This window comes from Asaia sp. A2, from assembly GCF_057319415.1.
Genome location: NZ_JBXWTO010000016.1, coordinates 1 through 21027 on the forward strand (window position 1 = coordinate 1; position 21027 = coordinate 21027).

At 59.1% G+C, this 21027-nt stretch carries 18 protein-coding genes; 11 read left to right on the forward strand and 7 right to left on the reverse strand.

The window, feature by feature from the left end:
- Positions 1-269: 269 nt before the first annotated feature.
- Both ACWNRM_RS12440 and ACWNRM_RS12445 read left to right on the forward strand, forming a co-directional pair.
- Positions 270-518 carry a FimD/PapC C-terminal domain-containing protein gene (locus ACWNRM_RS12440; RefSeq protein ID WP_485171161.1) on the forward strand — a complete coding sequence of 83 codons (249 nt, stop codon included), beginning with the start codon at positions 270-272 and terminating at the stop codon, positions 516-518.
- An 11-nt stretch (positions 519-529) separates the two neighbouring features.
- A complete protein-coding gene (locus tag ACWNRM_RS12445; protein ID WP_485171160.1) occupies positions 530-1498 on the forward strand; it encodes a Csu type fimbrial protein in 969 nt (322 codons plus the stop codon).
- Between the two features lie 114 nt (positions 1499-1612).
- On the opposite strand, the gene ACWNRM_RS12450 is transcribed toward ACWNRM_RS12445, so the two are convergent.
- Positions 1613-2878 (reverse strand): autotransporter strand-loop-strand O-heptosyltransferase, encoded by a 1266-nt coding sequence (locus ACWNRM_RS12450; protein WP_485171159.1) that lies wholly within the window; start codon positions 2876-2878, stop codon positions 1613-1615.
- A 209-nt stretch (positions 2879-3087) separates the two neighbouring features.
- Complete coding sequence (locus tag ACWNRM_RS12455) at positions 3088-3732, reverse strand: TetR/AcrR family transcriptional regulator (protein ID WP_485171158.1); 645 nt, start codon at positions 3730-3732, stop codon at positions 3088-3090.
- A 182-nt stretch (positions 3733-3914) separates the two neighbouring features.
- On the opposite strand from ACWNRM_RS12455, the gene ACWNRM_RS12460 reads away from it, so the two are divergent.
- Entirely contained in the window at positions 3915-4661 is a 747-nt protein-coding gene (locus ACWNRM_RS12460; protein ID WP_485171157.1) for a glucose 1-dehydrogenase, read from the forward strand.
- A 98-nt stretch (positions 4662-4759) separates the two neighbouring features.
- Here the strand turns inward: ACWNRM_RS12460 and ACWNRM_RS12465 are convergent, their stop codons facing one another.
- Both ACWNRM_RS12465 and ACWNRM_RS12470 read right to left on the reverse strand, forming a co-directional pair.
- Positions 4760-6568 carry a DUF885 domain-containing protein gene (locus ACWNRM_RS12465; RefSeq protein ID WP_485171156.1) on the reverse strand — a complete coding sequence of 603 codons (1809 nt, stop codon included), beginning with the start codon at positions 6566-6568 and terminating at the stop codon, positions 4760-4762.
- A gap of 190 nt (positions 6569-6758) precedes the next feature.
- The gene (locus tag ACWNRM_RS12470) at positions 6759-8345 is read right to left on the reverse strand and encodes an FAD-dependent monooxygenase (RefSeq protein ID WP_485171155.1); all 1587 of its coding nucleotides are present in this window, start codon (positions 8343-8345) and stop codon (positions 6759-6761) included.
- Positions 8346-8395: 50 nt separating this feature from the next.
- Here ACWNRM_RS12470 and ACWNRM_RS12475 point away from each other — a divergent pair, with 50 nt between their 5' ends.
- The 4 genes from ACWNRM_RS12475 (at position 8396) to ACWNRM_RS12490 (ending at position 12461) form a co-directional block, all read left to right on the forward strand.
- A complete protein-coding gene (locus ACWNRM_RS12475) occupies positions 8396-9082 on the forward strand; it encodes a TetR/AcrR family transcriptional regulator (RefSeq protein WP_485171154.1) in 687 nt (228 codons plus the stop codon).
- A 166-nt stretch (positions 9083-9248) separates the two neighbouring features.
- A complete protein-coding gene (locus ACWNRM_RS12480; protein ID WP_485171153.1) occupies positions 9249-10202 on the forward strand; it encodes a metallophosphoesterase family protein in 954 nt (317 codons plus the stop codon).
- Between the two features lie 181 nt (positions 10203-10383).
- Positions 10384-11661: an anthranilate synthase component I family protein gene (locus tag ACWNRM_RS12485; RefSeq protein WP_485171152.1), complete on the forward strand. Its 1278-nt coding sequence runs from the start codon at positions 10384-10386 to the stop codon at positions 11659-11661.
- Positions 11658-12461: an aminotransferase class IV gene (locus ACWNRM_RS12490; RefSeq protein WP_485171151.1), complete on the forward strand. Its 804-nt coding sequence runs from the start codon at positions 11658-11660 to the stop codon at positions 12459-12461. The genes ACWNRM_RS12485 and ACWNRM_RS12490 overlap by 4 nt, the downstream gene beginning before the upstream one ends.
- 47 nt (positions 12462-12508) lie before the next feature.
- On the opposite strand, the gene cls is transcribed toward ACWNRM_RS12490, so the two are convergent.
- Both cls and ACWNRM_RS12500 read right to left on the reverse strand, forming a co-directional pair.
- Positions 12509-13957 (reverse strand): cardiolipin synthase, encoded by a 1449-nt coding sequence (gene cls / locus ACWNRM_RS12495; protein WP_485171150.1) that lies wholly within the window; start codon positions 13955-13957, stop codon positions 12509-12511.
- 118 nt (positions 13958-14075) lie between these two features.
- A complete protein-coding gene (locus tag ACWNRM_RS12500; RefSeq protein WP_485171149.1) occupies positions 14076-14588 on the reverse strand; it encodes a hypothetical protein in 513 nt (170 codons plus the stop codon).
- 177 nt (positions 14589-14765) lie between these two features.
- Between ACWNRM_RS12500 and ACWNRM_RS12505 the strand changes: the two genes are divergently transcribed.
- From ACWNRM_RS12505 to cyoD, 4 genes are read left to right on the forward strand one after another with little or no spacing between them, the layout of a single operon-like run.
- Entirely contained in the window at positions 14766-15764 is a 999-nt protein-coding gene (locus tag ACWNRM_RS12505) for a cytochrome c oxidase subunit II (RefSeq protein ID WP_485171148.1), read from the forward strand.
- A gap of 37 nt (positions 15765-15801) precedes the next feature.
- Positions 15802-17865: a cbb3-type cytochrome c oxidase subunit I gene (locus ACWNRM_RS12510; protein WP_485171147.1), complete on the forward strand. Its 2064-nt coding sequence runs from the start codon at positions 15802-15804 to the stop codon at positions 17863-17865.
- A complete protein-coding gene (locus ACWNRM_RS12515; protein WP_485171146.1) occupies positions 17865-18518 on the forward strand; it encodes a cytochrome (ubi)quinol oxidase subunit III in 654 nt (217 codons plus the stop codon). The genes ACWNRM_RS12510 and ACWNRM_RS12515 overlap by 1 nt, the downstream gene beginning before the upstream one ends.
- The gene (cyoD, locus tag ACWNRM_RS12520) at positions 18515-18832 is read left to right on the forward strand and encodes a cytochrome o ubiquinol oxidase subunit IV (RefSeq protein WP_023979160.1); all 318 of its coding nucleotides are present in this window, start codon (positions 18515-18517) and stop codon (positions 18830-18832) included. Before ACWNRM_RS12515 ends, cyoD begins: the two co-directional genes overlap by 4 nt.
- Here the strand turns inward: cyoD and ACWNRM_RS12525 are convergent.
- Positions 18829-20919 carry a Hint domain-containing protein gene (locus tag ACWNRM_RS12525; protein ID WP_485171145.1) on the reverse strand — a complete coding sequence of 697 codons (2091 nt, stop codon included), beginning with the start codon at positions 20917-20919 and terminating at the stop codon, positions 18829-18831. The genes cyoD and ACWNRM_RS12525 overlap by 4 nt on opposite strands.
- Positions 20920-21027 lie beyond the last annotated feature (108 nt).

The following is a 21027-nucleotide window of genomic DNA, read 5'->3' on the forward strand; positions in this document are numbered from 1 at the left end:
AACCGGGCAAGCCGCTCCTCAACGTCAAAGAAACCACACTGCTTCATAGCGCCATTCCCTCAGTCAGAACCGGACGAATGGAATCACAGAGCTGGTTTCAAAACCAGTGGGTTCTTCGAACCCTCCATCTCGTTCTGAGCAGGGCAACATGCGCCCGAGCTGCATGGTTTTCCTTCTGCACATCGCTGCCTGTCAGATGCCGCTTTCTCATGCAGCAACAACGACAACCATGTCAGTCAGCGCCCGCATCGTAGGAGGTTGCACTATAAATGGCGCTGATCCACCTCAATGACGAACAGGGGCGTCCTCTACCCGTTGGCACGCGTGTCGAGGCCGGTGGCCGCACCATCTATATCGGGTGGGGAGGGCTATCCTATTTGCCGGACCTGACAGGCGTGCATCATCTGAAAGCATTGCTGACCGCAGGTAAAACCTGCGTGGCAGAAATCCGTACACTTCCTGTCGCTGTGAAAGGGATGAGGCGGCTCGCCCCCCTCGCCTGCAAGCTGCTGCCGTGAAGGTGCATGACATGAAACTGCTGACCATGCTGGCAATCGTTCTGATGGCGGTCCTGAACACGCCCGCTGCCCATAGCGCCTGTGCCGTGACGCAGCCCGGCACTACGTCCCTTGGAGCATTGTCGTCGCTCTCGCTCAGCGCATTGGGAAACACCACCCTGGTCTCGTCGGGCTTTGCCTGCACAGGCGGGTTACTCTCGGTGGTTTATACGCAAACAGTGAATGCCCGCATCCAATCCATCACAGCGTTGAGTAATGGAACAGGCGATACCTTGCCTGTACAGGTTTGCGGTTCAGCCAGTTGTGCCTCTCCCTATACGACGGGGCAGGTGATTTCATGGCAAACGACCAGTCTGATCGGATTGCTCGGACTGTTCAACGGTGTGGGCGGGACATTGCCCCTCTACCTGCGCATCCCGCCCGGCGCCTATAATGTCAGCCCGGGGCTGTATCACGGTTCCGTCACGATTGGCTGGACCTGGAATGTCTGCTGGGGCCTTGGCCTGCTGGGGCTATGCATAGGCCAGGACGTACAGAATACCCCCGTTCTCATCACGATACCCGTTGAATTCACGGTTACAGCTGATTGCCGTCTTTCAGCGCCTGACGTGGTCTTTACCCCGAGCCCCTTCGTTTCCAGTTTCACGGATGTCCATCAATCCCTGAGTGTAGGATGCACAAAGGGCCAGAGTTATACAGTGGGGATCAGTGCTGGCAGTCACGCCGACAGTATCAGCCGGGCCATGAGCAGCAGCACCGGTGTCCTGTTGCGCTATGAGATCTACAAGAAATCAGGCACCGAAGCATGGGGATCAACCGGATCGGCCCGGCGCAGCAACGCTACCGCCGAGACCAACGCCGACAAGCTGGATGGTATCGCCGTGCAGAATTTTGCCTATACGGCTCATATCCTGACCAGCCAGACTACGCCTGCCACAGACAGCTACAGCGACAATCTCGTTATAGACGTGCAGTTCTGAACCCACATGCCCCCGACGAGGTCGGCATGTGGCAAACGTGATTTTTATAACTGCAAAATACCTTGCGGACTGGGGCCATACGCCGGGGCAGGTGATATCCCTCGCGTGGCTCGATCAAATGCCGAGCGCGAGGGCGACGTTCTTGTTCACGACATCCGTGGAGATCAGCTTGGAGCATTCAAACTGACGATCAGTATTCGCATGGCGCGGGCACCACAGAAAGTCATTATGGTCGAACTGATGTCTTGGATCATTCCAGCACGAATTGCAGGAGTGCCACGAGATGACACGCCAGGGTGTATGGAATTCATTGTTCGGGTGGGTGAAGCCTGAAATCATCAATGTTCTCGTTCCCGCAGCCCAGGCCAACCACGACAGGCCGGAACTGACACCGATGAACAGATCAGCGTGTTTCAGCCAGCGTGCGCGCTCGCTCAGGGGGCGGTTTCCGGTCTCATCTTCTGCCCCGTTCGGGATCTGGTTCCATACGATACCTGTTCCGCTGAACGGCTTCTGATCGATGCAGATCACACGATAGCCCTGCTTCTTGAGAAACGCGATCACGCCGAGCCAACCACCCGGATTGTTCCAGTACTTGCACTGCGCCGAGGCCTGCGTGGCAATACACACGTAAGGCTCCTCAATGGGCCGCGTGTCATCCTCAAGAACGATTTTCGGTGGCTCCTCAGTCGGGTCTACGCCAAGGATATAACCAGCCGTGCGGTGCAGACCGACATAGCGGAAATCGCAAGGCTGATGAATATTGTCGGTATCATCGAAAAACAGACCGATATTATACGTCGCATAGATCTGTGACCGTATCGGATTCTTCTCGAAATCCTCTTTCGTCGTAAGCAGGATTTCCGGATAGGCCTCGGCAAAGAGGGGTATGAATACCTTGGCCAGACAGCATATGACCTTCGCACCGCTCTGCGCTGCGAAGCGCGCGACATAGGGGAACCATCCAAGCGTGTCGCCCAGCGTTCCGACAGGAAGCTGGACCAGAACCAGCTTGTCACGCGCATCGAATTCGTGATGCAAAACCTTCGTTTCCGTACCATCAGGCGCGATACGCTCGACATCCACGGCAAATCGTATGTAAAATTTCTTTGTCGAGGAGAGATGCCCCTCTTCCAGTTCACCCTGGAAAATGATGGTCGAGTTGTCGAGGTCAGTAAGGGTCGCGCGCCAGCGCCCATCCTGTTGCTTCGGCAGAAGGACACGAGCACCCCAGTTGAAGTCGAAGTGCAGTCCCTGCCCTCCATCACAACTGGGCATTTCAGGTGGCAGGATATAGGGATTGGCGACCGGTGCCTGCTGTGGCCGGACTGCCGGCGGGGTTTCGCCTTCAGATGCAGAGGCTGGGTTGTCAGTGGACATAGGCCGCGTCTTCACCTTCTTCAGAGTTGATGGACTTCATTCGATTCAGAATGAGCCCCTACTATTTGCCGAAGACAATCCCGCAAGATTATCGTGCTAGCTAAAAACCAACATCTAGAGCCCAACCTGCGATTTCGCAACGCAGGTTTGCCTTTATTTTCTTTCAAATGTTATCGATAACTTGAGTAATATATGAATTAATTTGAATTTTAACAAATCTTGTATGGTCTCTTGATATTCGGCAGTGTTTCAAGCGCGACTCTCCCCACGGCTTGCAGTTTTTCTCGCGAGGCCCCGTCGCGGGCCTGAATGCCCATACCTCCCAGAACCGCTCCGAAACAGGCTGCCATAGCACCGGGATCAATAGAATGAGGCAAATCGCCTTCCTCTACCCCCCGCTCCAGCCGGGCATGGATGGCTTGCTCAGCCAGATGACGCTGGTTGATCATCAGGTCACGCAGCCTAAGCTGCGCCGGTGAACACTGGGTTGCGGCCGCGGCAATCATGCAGCCAGCCGGTGCATCTTCACGGGTGAAAGCTGTTGCAGCCGCATCGAACATGGCGGCAAAAGCCTGGCGGCTGGTCCCCCGTGTCGACAGGGCCTCGACAAACCAGGCCCCCTGCTCTTCCGCATAGGCTTCGATCGCCTCGACATAGAGCGCCTCCTTGCTGGCAAAGCTGTTATAGAAGCTCGACGCGCTTATCCCCATGGCTGTGATCAGATCATCAAAGCTCGTCCCCTCATAACCCCGGTCCCAGAACAGTTTCACCGCCTTGGAAAGGGCCGTGGCACGGTCAAAGGCCGGAGGGCGGCCTCGGGGTCGACAAGGGCCTTCGCTTTTTTTTGGTGTCATCGCTCCATAAATCCTTGAAACCGGGCTGCGCCCTATCATATGCATGATATTGGAGCGATTGCTCCACAATTAAAGTCTCAACGCCTCCACTCTCTCCCATTTTATCCGTCATCTGTGCTGCCCGTATCGATCCCCCAACGGGACGCTGGCAGCCATGACCGAACCGGACAGGTCAGAAGATCATGAGCAAACTCGCAGGAAAAGTCGCTGTCGTGACCGGCGCCTCAAAGGGTATCGGTGCTGGCATTGCCCAGGCACTGGCCGAGGCCGGCGCGTCTGTTGTCGTCAATTATGCTTCAAGCCGCGAAGGCGCTGACAAGGTCGTTTCGGCCATTACCGCATCGGGCGGCAAGGCCGTGGCCGTGCAGGGCGATGTATCACACAGGGAAGAGGCCGCGGCCATTATCGCGAAGGCCATCGAGAGCTACGGGCGTCTCGATATCGTGGTCAACAATTCCGGCGTGTATGAATTTGCCGGGATCGAGGACATCACCGAGGCGCATTTTCACCATCAGTTCAATGTCAATGTGCTCGGCCCGCTCCTTGTCACCCAGGCGGCAAGCCCGCATCTTAATGCCGGAGCCAGTATCATCAATATCAGCTCCATTGTGACGCGCGTCACCCCGCCGCATGCGGCGGTCTATAGCGGCACCAAGGGCGCTCTTGACGCCATTACCGGTTCGCTGGCCAAGGAACTCGGCCCGCGTCAGATCCGGGTGAACGCCATCAATCCGGGTCTGGTCAAGACCGAAGGAACCACCACGGCCAGCGTCATTGGCTCGGAAATGGAACAGGCCATCATTGCCCAGACACCGCTCGGGCGCACCGGCGAGGTGCAGGATATCGCACCGCTTGCCGTTTTCCTGGCCTCGGATGATTCACGCTGGCTGACCGGCGAGATCCTGCTCGCCTCGGGCGGCCTGCACTGAGGGATCTTCTGACGCAGCACGCCTTTGTGCTGCGCCAGAAAACTGACAGCGTTATCGCAGCCGGGACAGGCCGGTTGCGATAAAGCAATGTGACGCGTTCAGGGTTTTGCGTGGCGGTTTTCTGCAATCCAGTCCTGCACGCGCTGGCGCAGCAGATCGAGCGGCATCGCGCCCTCATCCAGCACCTGATCGTGAAAGCGCCGTTCATCGAAGCCGGTACCCAGTGCCTTCTCTGCCTGATGACGCAAATCGAGAATGGTCATCTCGCCAATCTTATAGCCCAGCGCCTGACCCGGCCATGAAATATAGCGATTGGTCTCGTTCTGGATATTTTTCTCGGCAAGGGCCGTGTTGTCACGCAGGCAGGAAAGCGCCTGGTCTCGCGTCCAGTTCTTCCAGTGTATGCCAACATCCATGACCAGACGGCAGGCGCGCCACATCTCCATGGATAGCTGTCCGAAACGCTCATAGGGCGTCGGGTAAAGCCCGATCTCGCTTACCATCTGCTCGGAATACAAAGCCCAGCCCTCGACGAAGGCGGTCGTGGCATAATCACGACGAAAACCCGGCAGATCGGTCATTTCCTGCGCCAGGGCGATCTGGATATGATGGCCGGGCACCCCCTCATGCGCCACCAGTGAGGGCAATTCGTAAAGAGGCCGCTGGTCCAGATGGGAGGTGTTGATCATCAGCCCGCCCGAAATGCCAAGCGCCGGGCTGCCCGGATCGTAACGCCCTGTCGTATAGCCCTCTTCAATGGCGCGGGGCACTTCACGCACGCCATAGGTCAGCCGAGGCAGCTTGCCGATCAGACGGGGCAGTTCATTGTCGATCTTCTTGGCCAGAAAACTCGCCTTTTCCAGCAGGGCAAGCCGTGTCGTGACATAGAACTGCGGGTCTGCCTTGATGTGAGCCACAAAGGCCTTGAAATCCCCCTTGAACCCGACGGCGTCCATCTGGCGCTGCATCTCGCGATGGATACGGGCAATTTCGGATTGCCCAAGCGCAAAGATCTGGTCAGGGCTCAGGGTGGTGGTGGTCTCCTGTCGCACCAGATAGGCGTAATAGGCGCGTCCGTCAGGCAAGGACGATGCCCCCAGGGTCGACCGGCTGGCAGGCAGATATTCCTTTGCGAAGAACGCCGCCAGAGCCTTTTCCGAAGGCTTGATACGCTCATGGACGATGCGCTCTCCCTGCGCACGCAGTTCGCGACGCGTGGCTTCCGGCATCGTGGAGGGGAGTGAGTCGAAAGGCCGCAGGGCCGGGTTTTCAGGCTCGGGCAGATCGGCCTGGGCCTGCACGGTATGGGCGGCAATGTCCGCAATCAGCCTCGGCTGAACAAAGCCGGTGCGGATGCCGCGCCGCATATTGGCAATCTGCTGCTCATTGAAATCAGGGATACGGTTCATGCGCACCAGCCAGTGGCGCGCATCTGCCTCGCTGCGCAGGGGCGTGTTATCGGCAGCGTAGCCGACTTCCTGATAAAAACCTTCATCACTGGTGAACGGCATGCGCGAAGGATCGAATTTCTGGCTCTCGATTGCCAGATCATTCTCCCAGATCATCAGGCGGGCATTGAGCAGATCCTCACCATGCAGCGCCTTCTGATCGAGCGCCGCCAGTCGGGTTCTGAACGCCAGACGTTGCGCAAGCCGCGTCTGCTCGGCCTTCGGGCTGTCATCAGGCCAGAGTTCGGCGGCAGCCTGATCACCGCGCGAGGCAGCAGAAACAGGGTCAAGCGTGGTGGTAAAGGCATCGTAATCACGGACAATATGACCGATATCATCGGCCAATGCCGCGCCGGGAACGCCTATAAGGGCCATGCTCCCAAGGGCCACGCTCCCAAGGACCACACCCTTGAGCCGGGCCAGCCCGCCCCTTGCCGAGATCCCGTTCTGATTGCGCATGATGCCTCCTGAAAAACCGGTTCGCCCGCATAACGAACCGATCATCCGCATCCGTCAACGCCTCCCGGATGCATCAGACGACGGAGGACCAGACGATACCCTGCCGTCCGTCATCTGGCGCAGCGGTCCGGATAACGGTTGGAGGGTGCGCGGCGGACAGGTCGCATGAATGGTCAGAGAGCCGCCCGCATCATCTCTGGGCCGATGATAAACCGAACCAGCGTGACAAGGCACGGGTCAGAGCGGGGGTGGCCTCGATACCCCGCCAGACAAGGCAGCCATCCGGGCGGTACAACGCGCTATATTCTTCGAGCGTATCTGCAAGGACCAGATTGGGGGGCAGAATGGCTAAACCACACTCCTGCCGCATGGTGGGAGAGAGCACGAATACCCCAGCCCCATGCTGCATCAGACCATAGAGCGTCCGGCCGTTGGCCAGAGTCCTGTCCTCCGCGAGGCCCCCAAGGGTATCATCGTCACATGCCATGCCCGTCTCCGGTGCGTTCTCATCCAGCGCGTAGCGCATGGAAAACCCTTTCATGTCCGCGCTCAATGCGGCGGCTATATCCGCATTGGCCAGCATAGTTACCATGACATCACGCAAGGCGCGTGACCGTGGATCGGGCCTCATGAGGGCGGCCTGCGCCAGCGTGTTGGCCAGTACGGATTCAGCCACCGGGCGCCGTTCTGTCTCATAGCTTTCAAGCAGGGCTTCGGCCTCGACACCCGTCACAATTCCCCGCAGCACTGCGGCGAGTTTCCAGCCCAGATTGGCCGCGTCGACCAGCCCAAGCCCAAGCCCCTGCCCCCCGAAAGGGGCGTGGATATGCGCCGCATCTCCGGCCAGAAACAATCGACCCTTGCGGTAGCGATCTGCCAGACGGGTATGGTCGGCCCAGCAGCGCCCACCGTGATAAGCGGCCAGAGGCACAGCCCGACCACAGATGCGCGCAAGGGCGGCCTCGACATCGGCACGGTCGGGGATTTCCTGTCCCGCCTCCGGAGGGCCGGAAAAATCGATCATGAAGAGCCTGCCGGGAACGGGGCCATAGGCCGTAACGCCACCCGGCTGCATCTGCCAGCCAGAGGGAAACGCGCTGTCAGACGCGGCAAACGTGACCGAAACCTGATAGAATTTCAGACTGGGAGGCGTGCCATCGAAGGTGAAACCACCCTTCTTGCGCAGCGTACTGCGAGCACCGTCGCACCCCACGGCATAGCGTGCCGCGATCTGTACCGGTCGTTCCCCGTCGCACCCGTGGACTGCGAGAGTGACGCACTCACTGTCGCTCTGCACATCGCACACCGCACAACCACGGCGAATGACAATGCCGCGGGAAGACGCCTCGGTTTCGAGCGCCTGTTGCAGATAGCGTTGGTCGATCAGCCGTGTCGGGCGACGTGCATCGACAGGCTGGGCAGGCAGCGGGATGCTGCCGAAATGCCCAGCAAACTGATTTCTTCGAGGCCGCATGTCCGCAGGCGCATCGTGACCCTCGCGAGAGAATGCGCCCTGCGCCCAGCCACCGCGGTTTTCGGCAAGAAACGGGGCAACCAGGGCCTGCGTCTGCGCCTCCGCTGCATCGAGCGCCTGACTCATCCCTCGTCGCATCAGGGCTTCGGCGCCCAGCGGACCGATGGACAAGGCCTTCTGCACGTCCTCGGCAGTGTCTCGCGCCTCCAGCACCACGCAACCGACCCCTGCTACCGAAAGCTCGATGGCCAGGAGCAACCCCACAGGCCCAGCGCCCACAATGACAACATCGACATGTTCCATAGACCGAATCCATAATTGTACCGGGTACAGTTTTCTGATATGAAGGCGGCATGTCAACATGCATCAACCGGCAAGGCCGAAAACGTCAGGCCACGCGTCAGCGCATCTCCGATATCGCCACGGCGCTCTTCGCCACCCATGGCTTCGATCACGTGACGATCGACGCCATTGCCGAGGCGGCGGATGTGGGCCGGATGACGGTTTTCAATCATTTCGCCCGCAAGGAAGACCTGTTTTTCGATCGTGAAGACGAAATCAGGCAGATCATACGCAATGCGCTCACGGGGCCGCTTTCAGGCCACCCCCTCGATGTGCTGCGCCAGCTGGCTCATGAGATGGTATCGAAAAACGCGCCTTTTCTGCGCTTTGCCCCCCAGACCCAGGGCTTCATCGATACGCTGACAGCCAGCGAAACCCTGAAATCACGCGCACGCGCCCTGCGCGATATCATGACGGATGACCTGCGCGAGGCATTGTCTGCAGCCCTGCCCTGCCCGCCCGATAACCCTTCATTGCATCTGGCTGCGGCGCTCCTTGTCACAGGCTGGACGACAGCCTTCATCGAGGCGCAGCGTCTCTATCGACGCGAAAACGACAGCCGATCAGCGCAGAACCTGTTCCTGTCACTCGTCGATACCAGCACCGTCTCGGCGCTCTCTGCCCTGCGCCAGATCGACACCTCGCCCCAGACGAACCAGGTTTCGCCACACGCTGGAAAGACGGGAGCACTTGACTGAAATCGTACCCGTTCAACACGCGATGCTGGGACACACTGTCACCAAAACTTAATCCCGCCTCTTTGCATGGCGGGCTATGGCTGCCGGTCTGTTATCCCGTGCGCGTCAGATTTCGCTTTGCTGCATCCTGTCACGCGCCTCATCCTGATTGTGCAAGGGGCTTTCGATGCTGCTACCCAGACGCCGGTTTCTCCGTTCCGCCGCCCTGACCGGCCTTGCAGCGGGCACTATTGGCCTGACAGATCGCGCGCTAGCGCTCGCACCCCAGCGCCCGGCGATACTCGGGCATGATGATTTCTCGTTCGTGTTCCTGACCGACACGCATATCCAGCCTGAGCTCGATGCCTCGAAGGGTTGTCTCGACTGTTTTCGTCAGGTGCGCAGCGCCAATGCCGATTTTACCCTGCAAGGCGGCGACCACGTTTTCGATGCTCTTGGCGTTCCCAAGTCACGCGCCCTGAGCCTGATGGATCTGTACAAGCAGACGGCCGACACACTGGGCCATCAGGTTTATAATACGATGGGCAATCACGACGTGATGGGCATCTATACTAAGAGCGGCATCGAGCCGAGCGACCCGCTCTATGGCAAGAAATACTACACCGATAATTTTGGCGCCCCCTATTACGCCTTCAACCACAAGGGTGTGCATTTCGTAGTGCTGGACTCGATTGGCATCACGGCTGACCGTTCCTATGAGGGGTTTATCGATCAGGCGCAGATCGACTGGCTCAGCCGCGATCTCGCTTCCATGCCGGCGGGTATGCCGGTTATCGTGTCCACCCATATTCCGCTCGTCACCGCCGTCGAGGATTACGCCCCGCCACCGGGCAAGGCCCCGGCCCATCAGGGCACACGCGTCAGGAATGCGTGGCAGGTGCTGGAACTGTTCGACCATTACAACGTGATCGGCGTGTTTCAGGGTCATACCCATGTGCTCGAAACCGTCACATGGCATGGCGTCCCCTATATCACCGGCGGCGCCGTCTCGGGTAACTGGTGGCACGGGACCCGCCTTGGCACGCCAGAAGGTTATCTGGTGGTGCGTGTCGAAAAGGGCCGCGTCATCCCCGATTATGTCACCTATGGTTTCAGGACCATCGACCCGAAAAACACCTGATTAACCTGCTGCATCAGCCAGTCTCGGATTTAAGGTACCAGCCGCACCCGTATGGTCCTGCCCAATTTCTGGACGGGACCATTCAGGCGCGGTAAGGCCGATTGATGCGGCATTTCACCCACCCGTCCTGTGTCTTTGGTGCTTCTTCCTTTGCAAGACGGCATCCGCAGGGATTCCTGTGATGCTGGAGCAGGAACTCCCCTGGCGCTCGCCCGACTCATTCATCGCCGGTTATGGCGATGAGGCCTGGGCGGTCATGCTCGATAGCGGCGGCCCCGCAGGCGCACGAAGCCGCTGGAGCTTTTTCTGCTGCCGGCCGGTCACGACGCTCACCACAGATGACAGGGCAGCCTGGGCAAAGCTCGATGCGCTGCTTCCTTCTGTCCCGCCGCAGGGCACCCTGCCTTTTTCAGGCGGCATCATTGGTCTGGCGAGCTATGAGGCCGGGCTTGCGCTCGAAAATATTGTCTCGCGTCATAAACCCTTCATCCCCGGTGTCAGCGCAGCGCTCTATGAGGGCGCATTCGTCTTTGATCGTCGGGAAAAGCGGCTCTGGTGGAGCAGCTATTGCGGCGCGGCCATGCCCGTCCCCCTTCCCCAGTGTTCGACACAACCTGTGCCCTTGCCGAAACTCGACTTCGTGGCCGATGCCGACCGCGAAACCTATTGCGAAGGCGTGCGCCAGATCATCGCGCGTATCAATCGCGGAGAGCTTTTTCAGGCCAACCTCACCACGCAGTTTCGCGCACGATGCGCTTCCCCGCTTGCCGCAGGGGCTGTCTATCGCAAGCTGAGGCGGGCCTCTCCCGCACCATTCGGAGCGCTGTTCACCCTGCCCGGCTTCTCGCTGCTCAGCGCCTCGGTCGAGCGCTTTCTGAGCATGGACCGTGACGGGCGTATCGAAACCCGTCCGATCAAGGGCACCGCCGCCCCCGGTCGCGATGCGGCGGAAGATGCCGCCATTGCCGACGCTCTGGCTCGTGACGAAAAGGAATATGCCGAGAACCTGATGATCACCGATCTGATGCGTAATGATATCGGGCGTGTGTCACAGATCGGTTCGGTGGATGTGCCCGTGCTGTGCGAGGTCGAGCGCTTTGCCCATGTGCATCATCTCGTCTCCTCGGTCACGGCACGTCTGGCCCCACACATGACGGCGCTCGATCTGCTGCGTGCCACGCTTCCCCCCGGTTCGGTCTCGGGAGCCCCCAAGCACCATGCGCTCAAGGTGATTGACCAGACGGAACATGCCGCCCGCGGTGCCTATTGTGGAACGCTGTTTCGCATCGGGGCCGATGGTGCGCTCGACAGCAACGTGATCATTCGCAGCCTCGTGCTCAAACCCGATACCATAAGCCTCGGTGCCGGATGCGGCATAACCACCCTGTCGGACCCGGAACGGGAATATGACGAGCTCTGCCTGAAAGCAGCCCCCCTGCTCGGGCTTTTTGGCGCATGAAACAGGCCTGGCTGAATGAACGACTGTGCCCCGTAGCACAGCTTCAGATCGATCCCGCCGACCGAGGCTTTACGCTGGGTGACGGGCTGTTCGAAACCATGAACCTGCATCATGGCCGGGTGCTTCGCCTGCAGGCGCATCTGTCGCGGCTGGCAGAAGGGGCGGCGCTACTTCATCTGCCGATGCCGGGTGAACCCGCAATTCGCCATGCACTGTCCAGCCTGATCACGGCCAATGGTGAAACAGAGGGCGCCCTACGCCTTACCCTCACACGGGGTGCCGGGCCACGTGGCATCATACCGCCTGCCAACCCGCAACCGACCCTGCTGATCACCCAGGCCCCGCGTGCGGCGGCCCTGCCGCCCTGCGCCCTTCATGTCAGCCGCTATCGGCGCGACGGGGCCTCGCCGCTCTCGCGTGTCAAACATCTCAACTACCTGCCGCAGATCCTCTCTCGCATCGAAGCGCAGGAGGCTGGCGCTGACGATGCCCTCCTCCTGTCATCAGATAATCTGCACATTGCCGAAGCGAGTGCGGCCAGCCTGATCGTCCTGCAAAACGAGCGCCTGGTCACGCCGCCCCTGATGGATGGCGCCCTGCCCGGCACGGTACGTGCGGCCCTGATAGCAGCTGGCTTGTGCCACGAATTCCGCCTGACAACCGCATCCCTCATGGGCACCGAAGCGGCATGGCTGGTCAGCAGCCTGTCCATCCGTGAGGTAAAATCCATCACGGGCCATGCACTGCGGCTGCGCCCAGACTGGACAGCACGACTCAGCGCGGCGCTCTTTACAGAATGACCGGCAAACGCCTCGAAGCGAGGCGTCCTCCCGATTGACGCAGTCACTTAAAGAACCGGGCCAATCATCGCGAGGGTGTTGTGCCAGAGCTGCCGGTACCACGGCCAGGCACAGACATCGTCCAGCGTGATTTCCACCGCTGCATCCAGATAGCTCTGCTGACGCTCACGTATCTGGCGGGTGAAATCCGGGTCGGCAAGCAGGATGTTATTCTCGAAATTGAGGTCGAAACTGCGTCGGTCGAGATTGGCCGAGCCAATGAGCGCCATGGTGCCATCGAGCGTCAAAGCCTTGGTATGAAGCAGACCGAGCGGATATTCGAAGATACGCACCCCGGCCTCAAGCAGCTCCTTGTAATAGCTGCGGCTTGCACCGGCGACGATCCATGAATCGTTTCGCGTCGGAACTGTCATGGTCACCTTCACACCCCGTCGGGCCGAAGCGCAGAGCGCGGCCTGAATGGGTTCATCAGGCACGTAATAGGGCGTCGTGACGGTCAGCTCATCTGCCGCAGCGTTCATGAGCGAGACAAATATCTCGGGCATGGCCGCATAGCGCAGGGCGGCACTCGTGCCGATCACCTGCGCCACAAACCCCTCCCCCTCGATCAGGGGGGCAGAGGCCAGAAGCGGACCAAGATCCTCATCCGTATGCGCCATCCAGTCCGTCGCAAAGAGATGCTGGTTCTGCAGCACGACCGGTCCTTCGAAACGCGTCATCAGGTCGACCCAGGGCGCAAATTTCGCCTTCACACGAAATTCCGGATCGGCGCAGTTCTGGCTGCCGCAATAGGTGACCCGGTTATCGATCACCACGATCTTGCGGTGATTGCGCATGTCCATGCGGCCATGGAGGGGCCAGGTCACGATGTTGCCAAGGGGCATGGCACGCACCAGATGCGCACCGGCCTGCTTCATGCGTGCCCATGCCTCGTTATGGATCAGGCGACGCGAGCCGAGATCATCGGCCATCACACGGCAGGTCACACCGCGTGAGGCGGCACGACAGATCGCATCAATGATCCTGGTACCGTTATGATCGGTCAGCCAGATATAGAAGCAGATATGAACATGCTCACGGGCCGCATCGATATCATATACCATTGCGTCTACGGCACTGTTGGAATCAGGCAGCAGGCGCGCCTTGTTTCCTCCCTCGGGCGGGTAACCGCTTGCTGACTGGCCGACCCTGAACAGCGGCGCAAGGCGCGGCGGCAAATGATATTTCTCCTCGGCGTCGATCAGGGCTTCGCTGGTCTTGCCGGGAATACGCAGGGTCTTGCGGGCTTCGGTGATGCGGCTCACCAGCCTGCTGCCCATATTGGTCTCGCCCAGCATCAGATAGGCAAGCGTACCCAGAATGGGCAGCGCCGCAATGATCGCGACCCAGGCCACTCGTGAGGCAGGCTGACGATGCGGGCGCATCAGGGCGCGCCCGATAAAGATCATCTGAACGATAAAGCTCAGCGCTGCGCCGGTCAGGCGCCAGCCGGTCATTTCCATCCGCAGAAGTCTCGATAGCTGAGGGGATCATGATAAGGGACGAGGCGACGGTTCGGGTCTTGCGAACCAGGTAGCCCGCCCTCTGCCCCGGCTCGTCGCTATGGGGCGGCGTCTATTGGGCCGCCAGCTTGTCGGTCTTGTCGGGAAGGATCCTGAACCGCAGACGCATCACAGAGGCCCCGACATGGGCACCCTTGATGCTCATGGTCAGGTTGAGTTTGACGCCATACTGGTTTTCAAGCACCGCAGCCCCGACACCGGAGCCAACGGCGGCATCCGCCTTGACCGTCCAGTACGTCCCATCAAACTGATCCAGGCGGGCCAGATCCTTGACCGTGCCCGTACCCTTGACGGTGATATAACCAAGAGACGCGATCCCGCCCCCGCCAATTTCAAAGGCATAATCGCGGCCATTATGATGGAGGGTCCCCTTGCCCCATTCGTACCCTAGGCCACCCCCGATTTCTTTCAGGCTGAAGGAAATGGTGGAATCAGTCGTGGCGGCGTCGGCTGGCTTTTCCTGCGGCAGGGCGGATGTCGCCATACCGGGCAACGCATGAGCGGTCGTGGCGAGGAAACACAGGGGGAGTGACGCGGCAAAAGCCGCAAAAGAACGTGGGGTCATGACCTTCGCCTCCTTTTTTGTTCGCTCAGGCTTGCTGTTCAGACGTCTCAGCCACCGCGCAGTTGCCTGAAGCCCAGTGTAGCGCCGATGGGAGCGCCTGCCTATCACCCAGCCAGTAGGCGTTCCAGCGCCTCGGGAGGCAAAAACATCAGACATGAAAAGACATTTTAAGGAGGGATGAGGGAAACGCTGATCACGATTCAGAGTTATCAGCCAGAACCCTTGCCATGGAACACGCCCCTCGTGCCACGCCTCGCCCCGAACAGGTCGGCCCTGCGCCTTGGCCGACGTGTCCTTGCCCTGACAGCCATGGCGCTGCCGCTCCTCCTGCTCGGCGGGTGTCAGACAGATCATATCTCGTTTCTCGCCCCCGCAGGCCCTATTGCAGCATTGCAGAGACACTGGTTCGAGCTTCTGGTTGCGGGCCTGATTCTGGTCATTTTGCCCGTACTGATCGGCGTACCTTTTTGCCTATGGCACTACCGCGCCGAAAACAGACGAGCGACCTTCCGGCCAGACTGGGATTTCGCCCTACCCCTCGAATTTCTCGTCTGGGGCTTTCCCGCGGTCGTTGTGATCGCCTTTTCCCTGCTCGTTTGGGGGCCGGAACGCCGTTACAGCCCGGAACAGCCAATTACCGAGGGTGCTCCTCTTAGCGTGGATGTGGTGGCTCTGAACTGGAAATGGCTCTTTATTTATCCCGATGCGCATGTCGCAAGCCTTGACCATCTGGTGCTGCCCAAAGGACGCGAAATCGTCTTTCACCTCACTTCTGACGCGACCATGCAGTCGTTCCTCATCCCGTCCCTGGGTAGCCAGATCTACGCCATGGCGGGCATGGTCACCCGGCTTCATCTGCTGGCCGACCGACAGGGCCGGTATCTGGGCGAAAATACCCAGTTCAACGGCATGGGCTTTCAGGATCAGAAATTTGCCGTCGACGTGGTGCCGCCTGCTCAATTTGAGCAGTTTCTGACACAGGCCGGCCAAAGCGCCCTGCATCTCGATACGCAAACCTATGATGCCGTGCGCAAACAGGAAAATGGCCGCAAGACCGCGCAGACGCTACTGCATGATTCCAGTGCCACCATGGCCAGCTTTTCGGCCGTTCCCGACACCTTCTTTCATGACATCGTCAGCCGCTACGACGACTCCACGCCCCATGATCACGGCTGAACTGCCGTGACCCTGCCGTTGTCCATCCAACGCCCCCATGACCGGAGACCCGCTTTTGCGCCATTTTCTTTTTGGTGAGCTCGGCTATGACGCCCTGCCATTTTATAGCGCAATCGCAACGGTTGCCGCATCGGTGGTGGTGCTGGGGGCTCTGGCCGTACTGGTCTTTGTCACCTGGTTGAAAGGCTGGAAGGCGCTCTGGACCGAATGGCTGACAAGCGTGGACCACAAGCGCATCGGCATCATGTACGTGGTGGTCTCATTCGTCATGCTGGCCCGTGCGGTGGTCGAGGCTGCTGTCATGCGTTCACAACAGGCCGTGGCTTACAACAACCCCGGCTTCATTCCGCCGGAACATTTCGCCCAGCTTTTCACCACGCATGGCACCATCATGATTTTCTTCATGGCCATGCCGTTCCTGATTGGCGTGTACAACTTCGCCATGCCACTCCAGATCGGCGCACGGGATGTCTCCTTCCCCGCTATGAACTCCATCAGTCTGGGCCTGACCAGCGCAGGTGCGGTGCTGATGATGGTTTCGCTCTGTGTAGGCAAGTTCTCGACAGGAGGCTGGACCGGTTATCCCCCTTATACGGAGCTGTCATTCAGCCCCGGCGTGGGGGTTGATTACTGGATATGGGCGCTCACGCTCAGTTCCATTGGCAATACGATGACCGGTATCAATTTCGCCGTCACGATCTACAAGAAGCGTGCGCCGGGCATGACCCTGTTCCGTATGCCGCTCTTTGCCTGGACGGCGCTGTGCATCTCGATCCTGATGATCTTTGCCATGCCGCCGCTCACGGTCGCGACACTCATGCTGGCGATGGATCGCTATCTGGGCATGCATTTTTTCACGAACGAGCTTGGCGGCAACATGATGAACTACATCAACATGTTCTGGCTGTTCGGTCACCCCGAGGTCTATATCCTCATTCTGCCCGCCTTTGGCGTCTATTCCGAAACCATCGCAACGTTCTCGAACAAACGCCTGTACGGTTACACCTCGCTGGTCTGGGCCACGATCTCCATTGCCGTCCTGTCCTTCACGGTGTGGCTGCACCATTTCTTCACCATGGGGCAGGATGGGAACGTCAATGCTGTATTCGGCATTGCCACCATGCTGATTGCCATCCCCACCGGGGTGAAGGTGTATGACTGGCTGCTGACCATGGTGTGTGGGCGCATACGCACCAGCGTCCCCATGCTCTATGCCTGCGCCTTCATGGTGCTCTTTGTGGTCGGTGGTGCAACCGGTGTCATGCTCGCCAATCCGGGCTTCGATTATCAGGTGCACAACACCCTGTTTCTCGTAGCGCATTTTCATAACATGCTCATTCCCGGCCTGCTTTTCGGTATGCTGAGCGCCTATCACTACTGGTTCCCCAAGGCATTCGGGTTCCGGCTGCATGAAGGCTGGGGCCGGGTGATTTTCGGCTGCTGGGTCGGCGGCTTTATATTGGCTTTCATGCCGCTCTATATCGTGGGTGCCCTTGGCATGCCGCGACGGAGCCAGGAATTCTTTGAGGCAGTCTATCGCCCTTATCTCTGGGTCGCGCTCTGCGGAGCGCTACTGGTCCTGTGTGCGCTGGCCAGCATGGTCATTCAGCTCTGGGCCAGTATCCGTGATCGCCAGCGCCTTGCCGTGCCGGCAGGCGATCCGTGGAATGGCCGCACCCTGGAATGGTCGGTGTCATCACCGCCACCCGAATACAACTTTGCGCTCATTCCCCAGATCGACAGTGTCGATGCCTTTCATCAGGCGAAGAAGCAGCATACGGCGTGGCGCGCACCCGAGCATTATCACGATATCGAACTGCCTTCGAGCACGCCGGTCGGGTTTGTCTGCTGCGTGGCCAGCGGCGTGTTCGGCTTTGCGCTTGTCTGGCACATCTGGTGGGCGGTCCTGCTGGGCGCTGTGGTATTTTTCGGGGCGATCATCGTACGCAGCTTCAATCGCGATACATCCTATGTGATCCCGGCTGCGGAAATACGGGCGACCGAGGAACGCTGGCTGCTGACCCTGCGCGAAAGCCCGGCCGTTTCCAATGATGCCATGTTTACGACCGCCAATCGCGGTCTGGTCAGGGAGCCTGTCTGATGGCGGCAGATGTTCACGGCAAGGGGCCAAGCCATATCGGTATCCGTCTGAGCCATTCAGCACCGGAATCACATCAGGAAGCCGTGCGCTCCCAGGCCGAGGAAGCCCTGTTCGGGTTCTGGGTCTTTCTGATGAGCGACCTCATCATCTTTTCGATGCTCTTCGCCACCTATGCGACGATGGGGCACTCTCTGGCCGGTGGACCCGGCCCGCATGAGCTGTTCGATCTCTCCTCCGCAGCGTGGGAGACCGTGGCCCTCCTTTTGAGCAGCTTCACCTGCGGTCTTGCGACGCTCGCCATGCGTTATGACCGCTCGACCGGCAAGACATTATTCTGGTTTGCGATCACCCTGGCGCTGGGCATCGTGTTCCTGTCTCTTGAATTGCATGACTTTCTGAGCATGGCGCACAAAGGCGGTGTTCCGTCGCGATCCGGCTGGCTCTCGGCAAGCTGGGCGCTGATCGGCACACATGGTCTGCATGTTACGAGTGGCTGCATCTGGATGGTGATCATGTTTGCGCAGGTTGCGAAATTCGGCCTCGACCCGCTGGTGCAGACTCGCTTCATGCGCCTGGCCCTGTTCTGGCATTTTCTCGATATTGTCTGGATCGGGATTTTCTCGATCGTCTATCTGCTGGGAGCCCTGTCATGAGCGATCGTCATGCGCAGGAGCGCCGTCAGGAACTACACGGCTACATCATCGGCCTGGCCCTGGCACTACTCCTCTCCGCCATACCTTTTGCGGGGGTCATGCTGGGACTGTTGCCGCGCCCGAGCCTGATCTGGATCATCGCCCTGCTGGGGCTCACTCAGGTCGTAGTGCATTTCCGGTTCTTCCTGCACATCGACCTGTCACGCTCTCATCGTGACGACCTGCAGTTGATCCTGTTTTCGCTGCTGATCGTCATTCTGATGGTGGGTGGAACGCTATGGGTGCTCGGCAACCAGCGCCATATGATGGGCTAGCCCGCCAGCAGCTCGGTGGATGGCTCACGTTTACGATAAGGCCCGGCAGCCATGATCCGCACACAGAGCAGAGCCGGATCATCCTGTATGGGCAACTCGATCGGCAAGGTGGCATGCCCAAGCGTCCAGCGACAATCGCCTCCCCCGTTCGCATCCCAGCCGGGCAGATCGGTGCGATCGAGATGGGCGCGTATACTGTGTGTCCCGCCAGGACGGTATAGCGTTACGTCGCTCACCAGAATACCGAGTTCGCGCCGATCGTCCACGAATGGCCCCTCAATATCGAAGGGCCGGGCACTGCGTGAAACAAGACGTACGCAGTCAATACCTGGTGGAATTGCGAAGAGCACCTGATCCCCGGAACGTCGGTTCTGCTCGATACGCTGGCCACTATCTGTCACGAGGTAAAGACCATGATCGTGCTCATGGTTTATGACCGCTTTCCGCCCGGCATTCAGACGCGTGATGATTGACCTGTAGATTGGCTCGACAAAGGCACGATCAACACGCAACGGGGCAGCACCGTGAGAGGCCCAGCTCCGGCAGCAAGGTTGCCCATCACTGTCGGCCTGGGCCCGCATCGTTACGGTATCGAGATAGCTTTCGGTCAGAACGTTATTCGCTCGTATGATTTCATGGCTGGCGAGTTCGACATGGTAATATTCATAGGTTTTGAAGTCGCGATCATAACGGATGGACTGACCATTCACGAGCATACGTATCGGTACAAAGCCCCCTTCAAAGTAGAAACAATGCTCTGCTGTCACAAGAAAATCCTGATCCGGAATATTAGAGCCCAGACTTCCGACGCAAAGGCGGACAGGGTAACCTGCCATATCGTCATCGCGCAGCATTTGAACGGAGGCATGTGCCTTGTGAACGCGTGAGAGCTTCTCAACACAGACACCTGCGCCACGATATACCAGGATCTCGTCACCAACGCACAGCGTCTCGACCGCACGCCGCCCGGCAGGTGTTTCAATCATGGCTCCGGCCAGGAAACAGGTCGTGACACTGCCGCCATAGATCGTCAGCTGCCCTCCCGAGGTCACCACGGGATCCGTCACTATGGCACCACTACTGACCACCATGGGACCACCATCGGAGAGCTGCGGACTGATGATTGTTGCCCCGCTGAGCGCATAGGCAATATTCGCACCATATCCACTGGCAAGGAATATATCCCTGACTGAACTCGCACCCGCGCTGTAGCGTGCCGGATTTGAATTCAGCAGGTTTCCGCTGGTTAGCCCGCCCCCGTCGACATAGACATACCCGTTGTTGATCTGGGAATTGAGCAGGATACCCCCAGACAAGACGGAGATGACAGGCGTTCCCCCGAGCGCCAGCAGCCCCGATACAGTCGCACCACTGCCGATATAGAGCGTGCCGCCACTGATGCGAACTGGCGCCTCAACAGCACTTGTCCCGGCAGCATTTTTGTAGATCGTTTTGGTGCCGCTCAGAACGGCCGACCAGACACCCGTCATCATCGTGACACCACTGGCAGGCATTACCGGCGTCGCATTGCCCGGTACACCTACAATCGTACTGATGAAGGCCGAACCGCCCGACATGATGTTCAATCCGGAAACGACCGACCCCGAACTGAAAGTGGCAACCGCACCCGATGACACAGTGACACCGTTTACTGTTGCGCCCGAGTAGAAGATCATCGGGCCACCGGCAGACGCGGTGACATTGGTGATAATCGACCCAGCGCTGAAATAGGCTGAGTCTGCGCCATAGCCGGATGCATAAAACGAGTCGCCTATCGACTGCGCGCCGCTGTAATAACGGACCGGGTCAGAGTTGAAATGACTTGCGCTCGTGGTCGCACCGCCCAGAGCAGACACATAGCCGTTGGTGATGGTCGAACTGAGAAGGATTCCGCCTGAGGAAATGATGATATAGGGCACGTTGCCGGAGTTGGTCACGCCTTCTGCAATCGCACCAGATGTGATGTAGAGCGTGGCCCCACCCACAAGCTGGACAGGACCATCATAGGTGGTGCCGTTGCTCTGATAGACAGTACGACCATTGATATCGACGACCGCAGACCATCTTCCTGAAATGTTCGTGGTCATCGCGAAGCTCCTTCAAGCACCTGTGCATCGTGTCACGTCCGGTTTTCGGGCTATGACACCAGGCTGCAGCGAAACACAACGCCTATATCCGTGTTACAGAATGACCTG

Bases quoted from the DNA above. Each gene is read 5' to 3' on its own strand.
- ACWNRM_RS12440 (WP_485171161.1), top strand. From the start codon at position 270: ATGGCGCTGATCCACCTCAATGACGAACAGGGGCGTCCTCTACCCGTT.
- ACWNRM_RS12445 (WP_485171160.1), top strand. From the start codon at position 530: ATGAAACTGCTGACCATGCTGGCAATCGTTCTGATGGCGGTCCTGAAC.
- ACWNRM_RS12450 (WP_485171159.1), bottom strand. From the start codon at position 2,878: ATGTCCACTGACAACCCAGCCTCTGCATCTGAAGGCGAAACCCCGCCG.
- ACWNRM_RS12455 (WP_485171158.1), bottom strand. From the start codon at position 3,732: ATGACACCAAAAAAAAGCGAAGGCCCTTGTCGACCCCGAGGCCGCCCT.
- ACWNRM_RS12460 (WP_485171157.1), top strand. From the start codon at position 3,915: ATGAGCAAACTCGCAGGAAAAGTCGCTGTCGTGACCGGCGCCTCAAAG.
- ACWNRM_RS12465 (WP_485171156.1), bottom strand. From the start codon at position 6,568: ATGCGCAATCAGAACGGGATCTCGGCAAGGGGCGGGCTGGCCCGGCTC.
- ACWNRM_RS12470 (WP_485171155.1), bottom strand. From the start codon at position 8,345: ATGGAACATGTCGATGTTGTCATTGTGGGCGCTGGGCCTGTGGGGTTG.
- ACWNRM_RS12475 (WP_485171154.1), top strand. From the start codon at position 8,396: ATGTCAACATGCATCAACCGGCAAGGCCGAAAACGTCAGGCCACGCGT.
- ACWNRM_RS12480 (WP_485171153.1), top strand. From the start codon at position 9,249: ATGCTGCTACCCAGACGCCGGTTTCTCCGTTCCGCCGCCCTGACCGGC.
- ACWNRM_RS12485 (WP_485171152.1), top strand. From the start codon at position 10,384: ATGCTGGAGCAGGAACTCCCCTGGCGCTCGCCCGACTCATTCATCGCC.
- ACWNRM_RS12490 (WP_485171151.1), top strand. From the start codon at position 11,658: ATGAAACAGGCCTGGCTGAATGAACGACTGTGCCCCGTAGCACAGCTT.
- cls (WP_485171150.1), bottom strand. From the start codon at position 13,957: ATGACCGGCTGGCGCCTGACCGGCGCAGCGCTGAGCTTTATCGTTCAG.
- ACWNRM_RS12500 (WP_485171149.1), bottom strand. From the start codon at position 14,588: ATGACCCCACGTTCTTTTGCGGCTTTTGCCGCGTCACTCCCCCTGTGT.
- ACWNRM_RS12505 (WP_485171148.1), top strand. From the start codon at position 14,766: ATGAGGGAAACGCTGATCACGATTCAGAGTTATCAGCCAGAACCCTTG.
- ACWNRM_RS12510 (WP_485171147.1), top strand. From the start codon at position 15,802: ATGACCGGAGACCCGCTTTTGCGCCATTTTCTTTTTGGTGAGCTCGGC.
- ACWNRM_RS12515 (WP_485171146.1), top strand. From the start codon at position 17,865: ATGGCGGCAGATGTTCACGGCAAGGGGCCAAGCCATATCGGTATCCGT.
- cyoD (WP_023979160.1), top strand. From the start codon at position 18,515: ATGAGCGATCGTCATGCGCAGGAGCGCCGTCAGGAACTACACGGCTAC.
- ACWNRM_RS12525 (WP_485171145.1), bottom strand. From the start codon at position 20,919: ATGACCACGAACATTTCAGGAAGATGGTCTGCGGTCGTCGATATCAAT.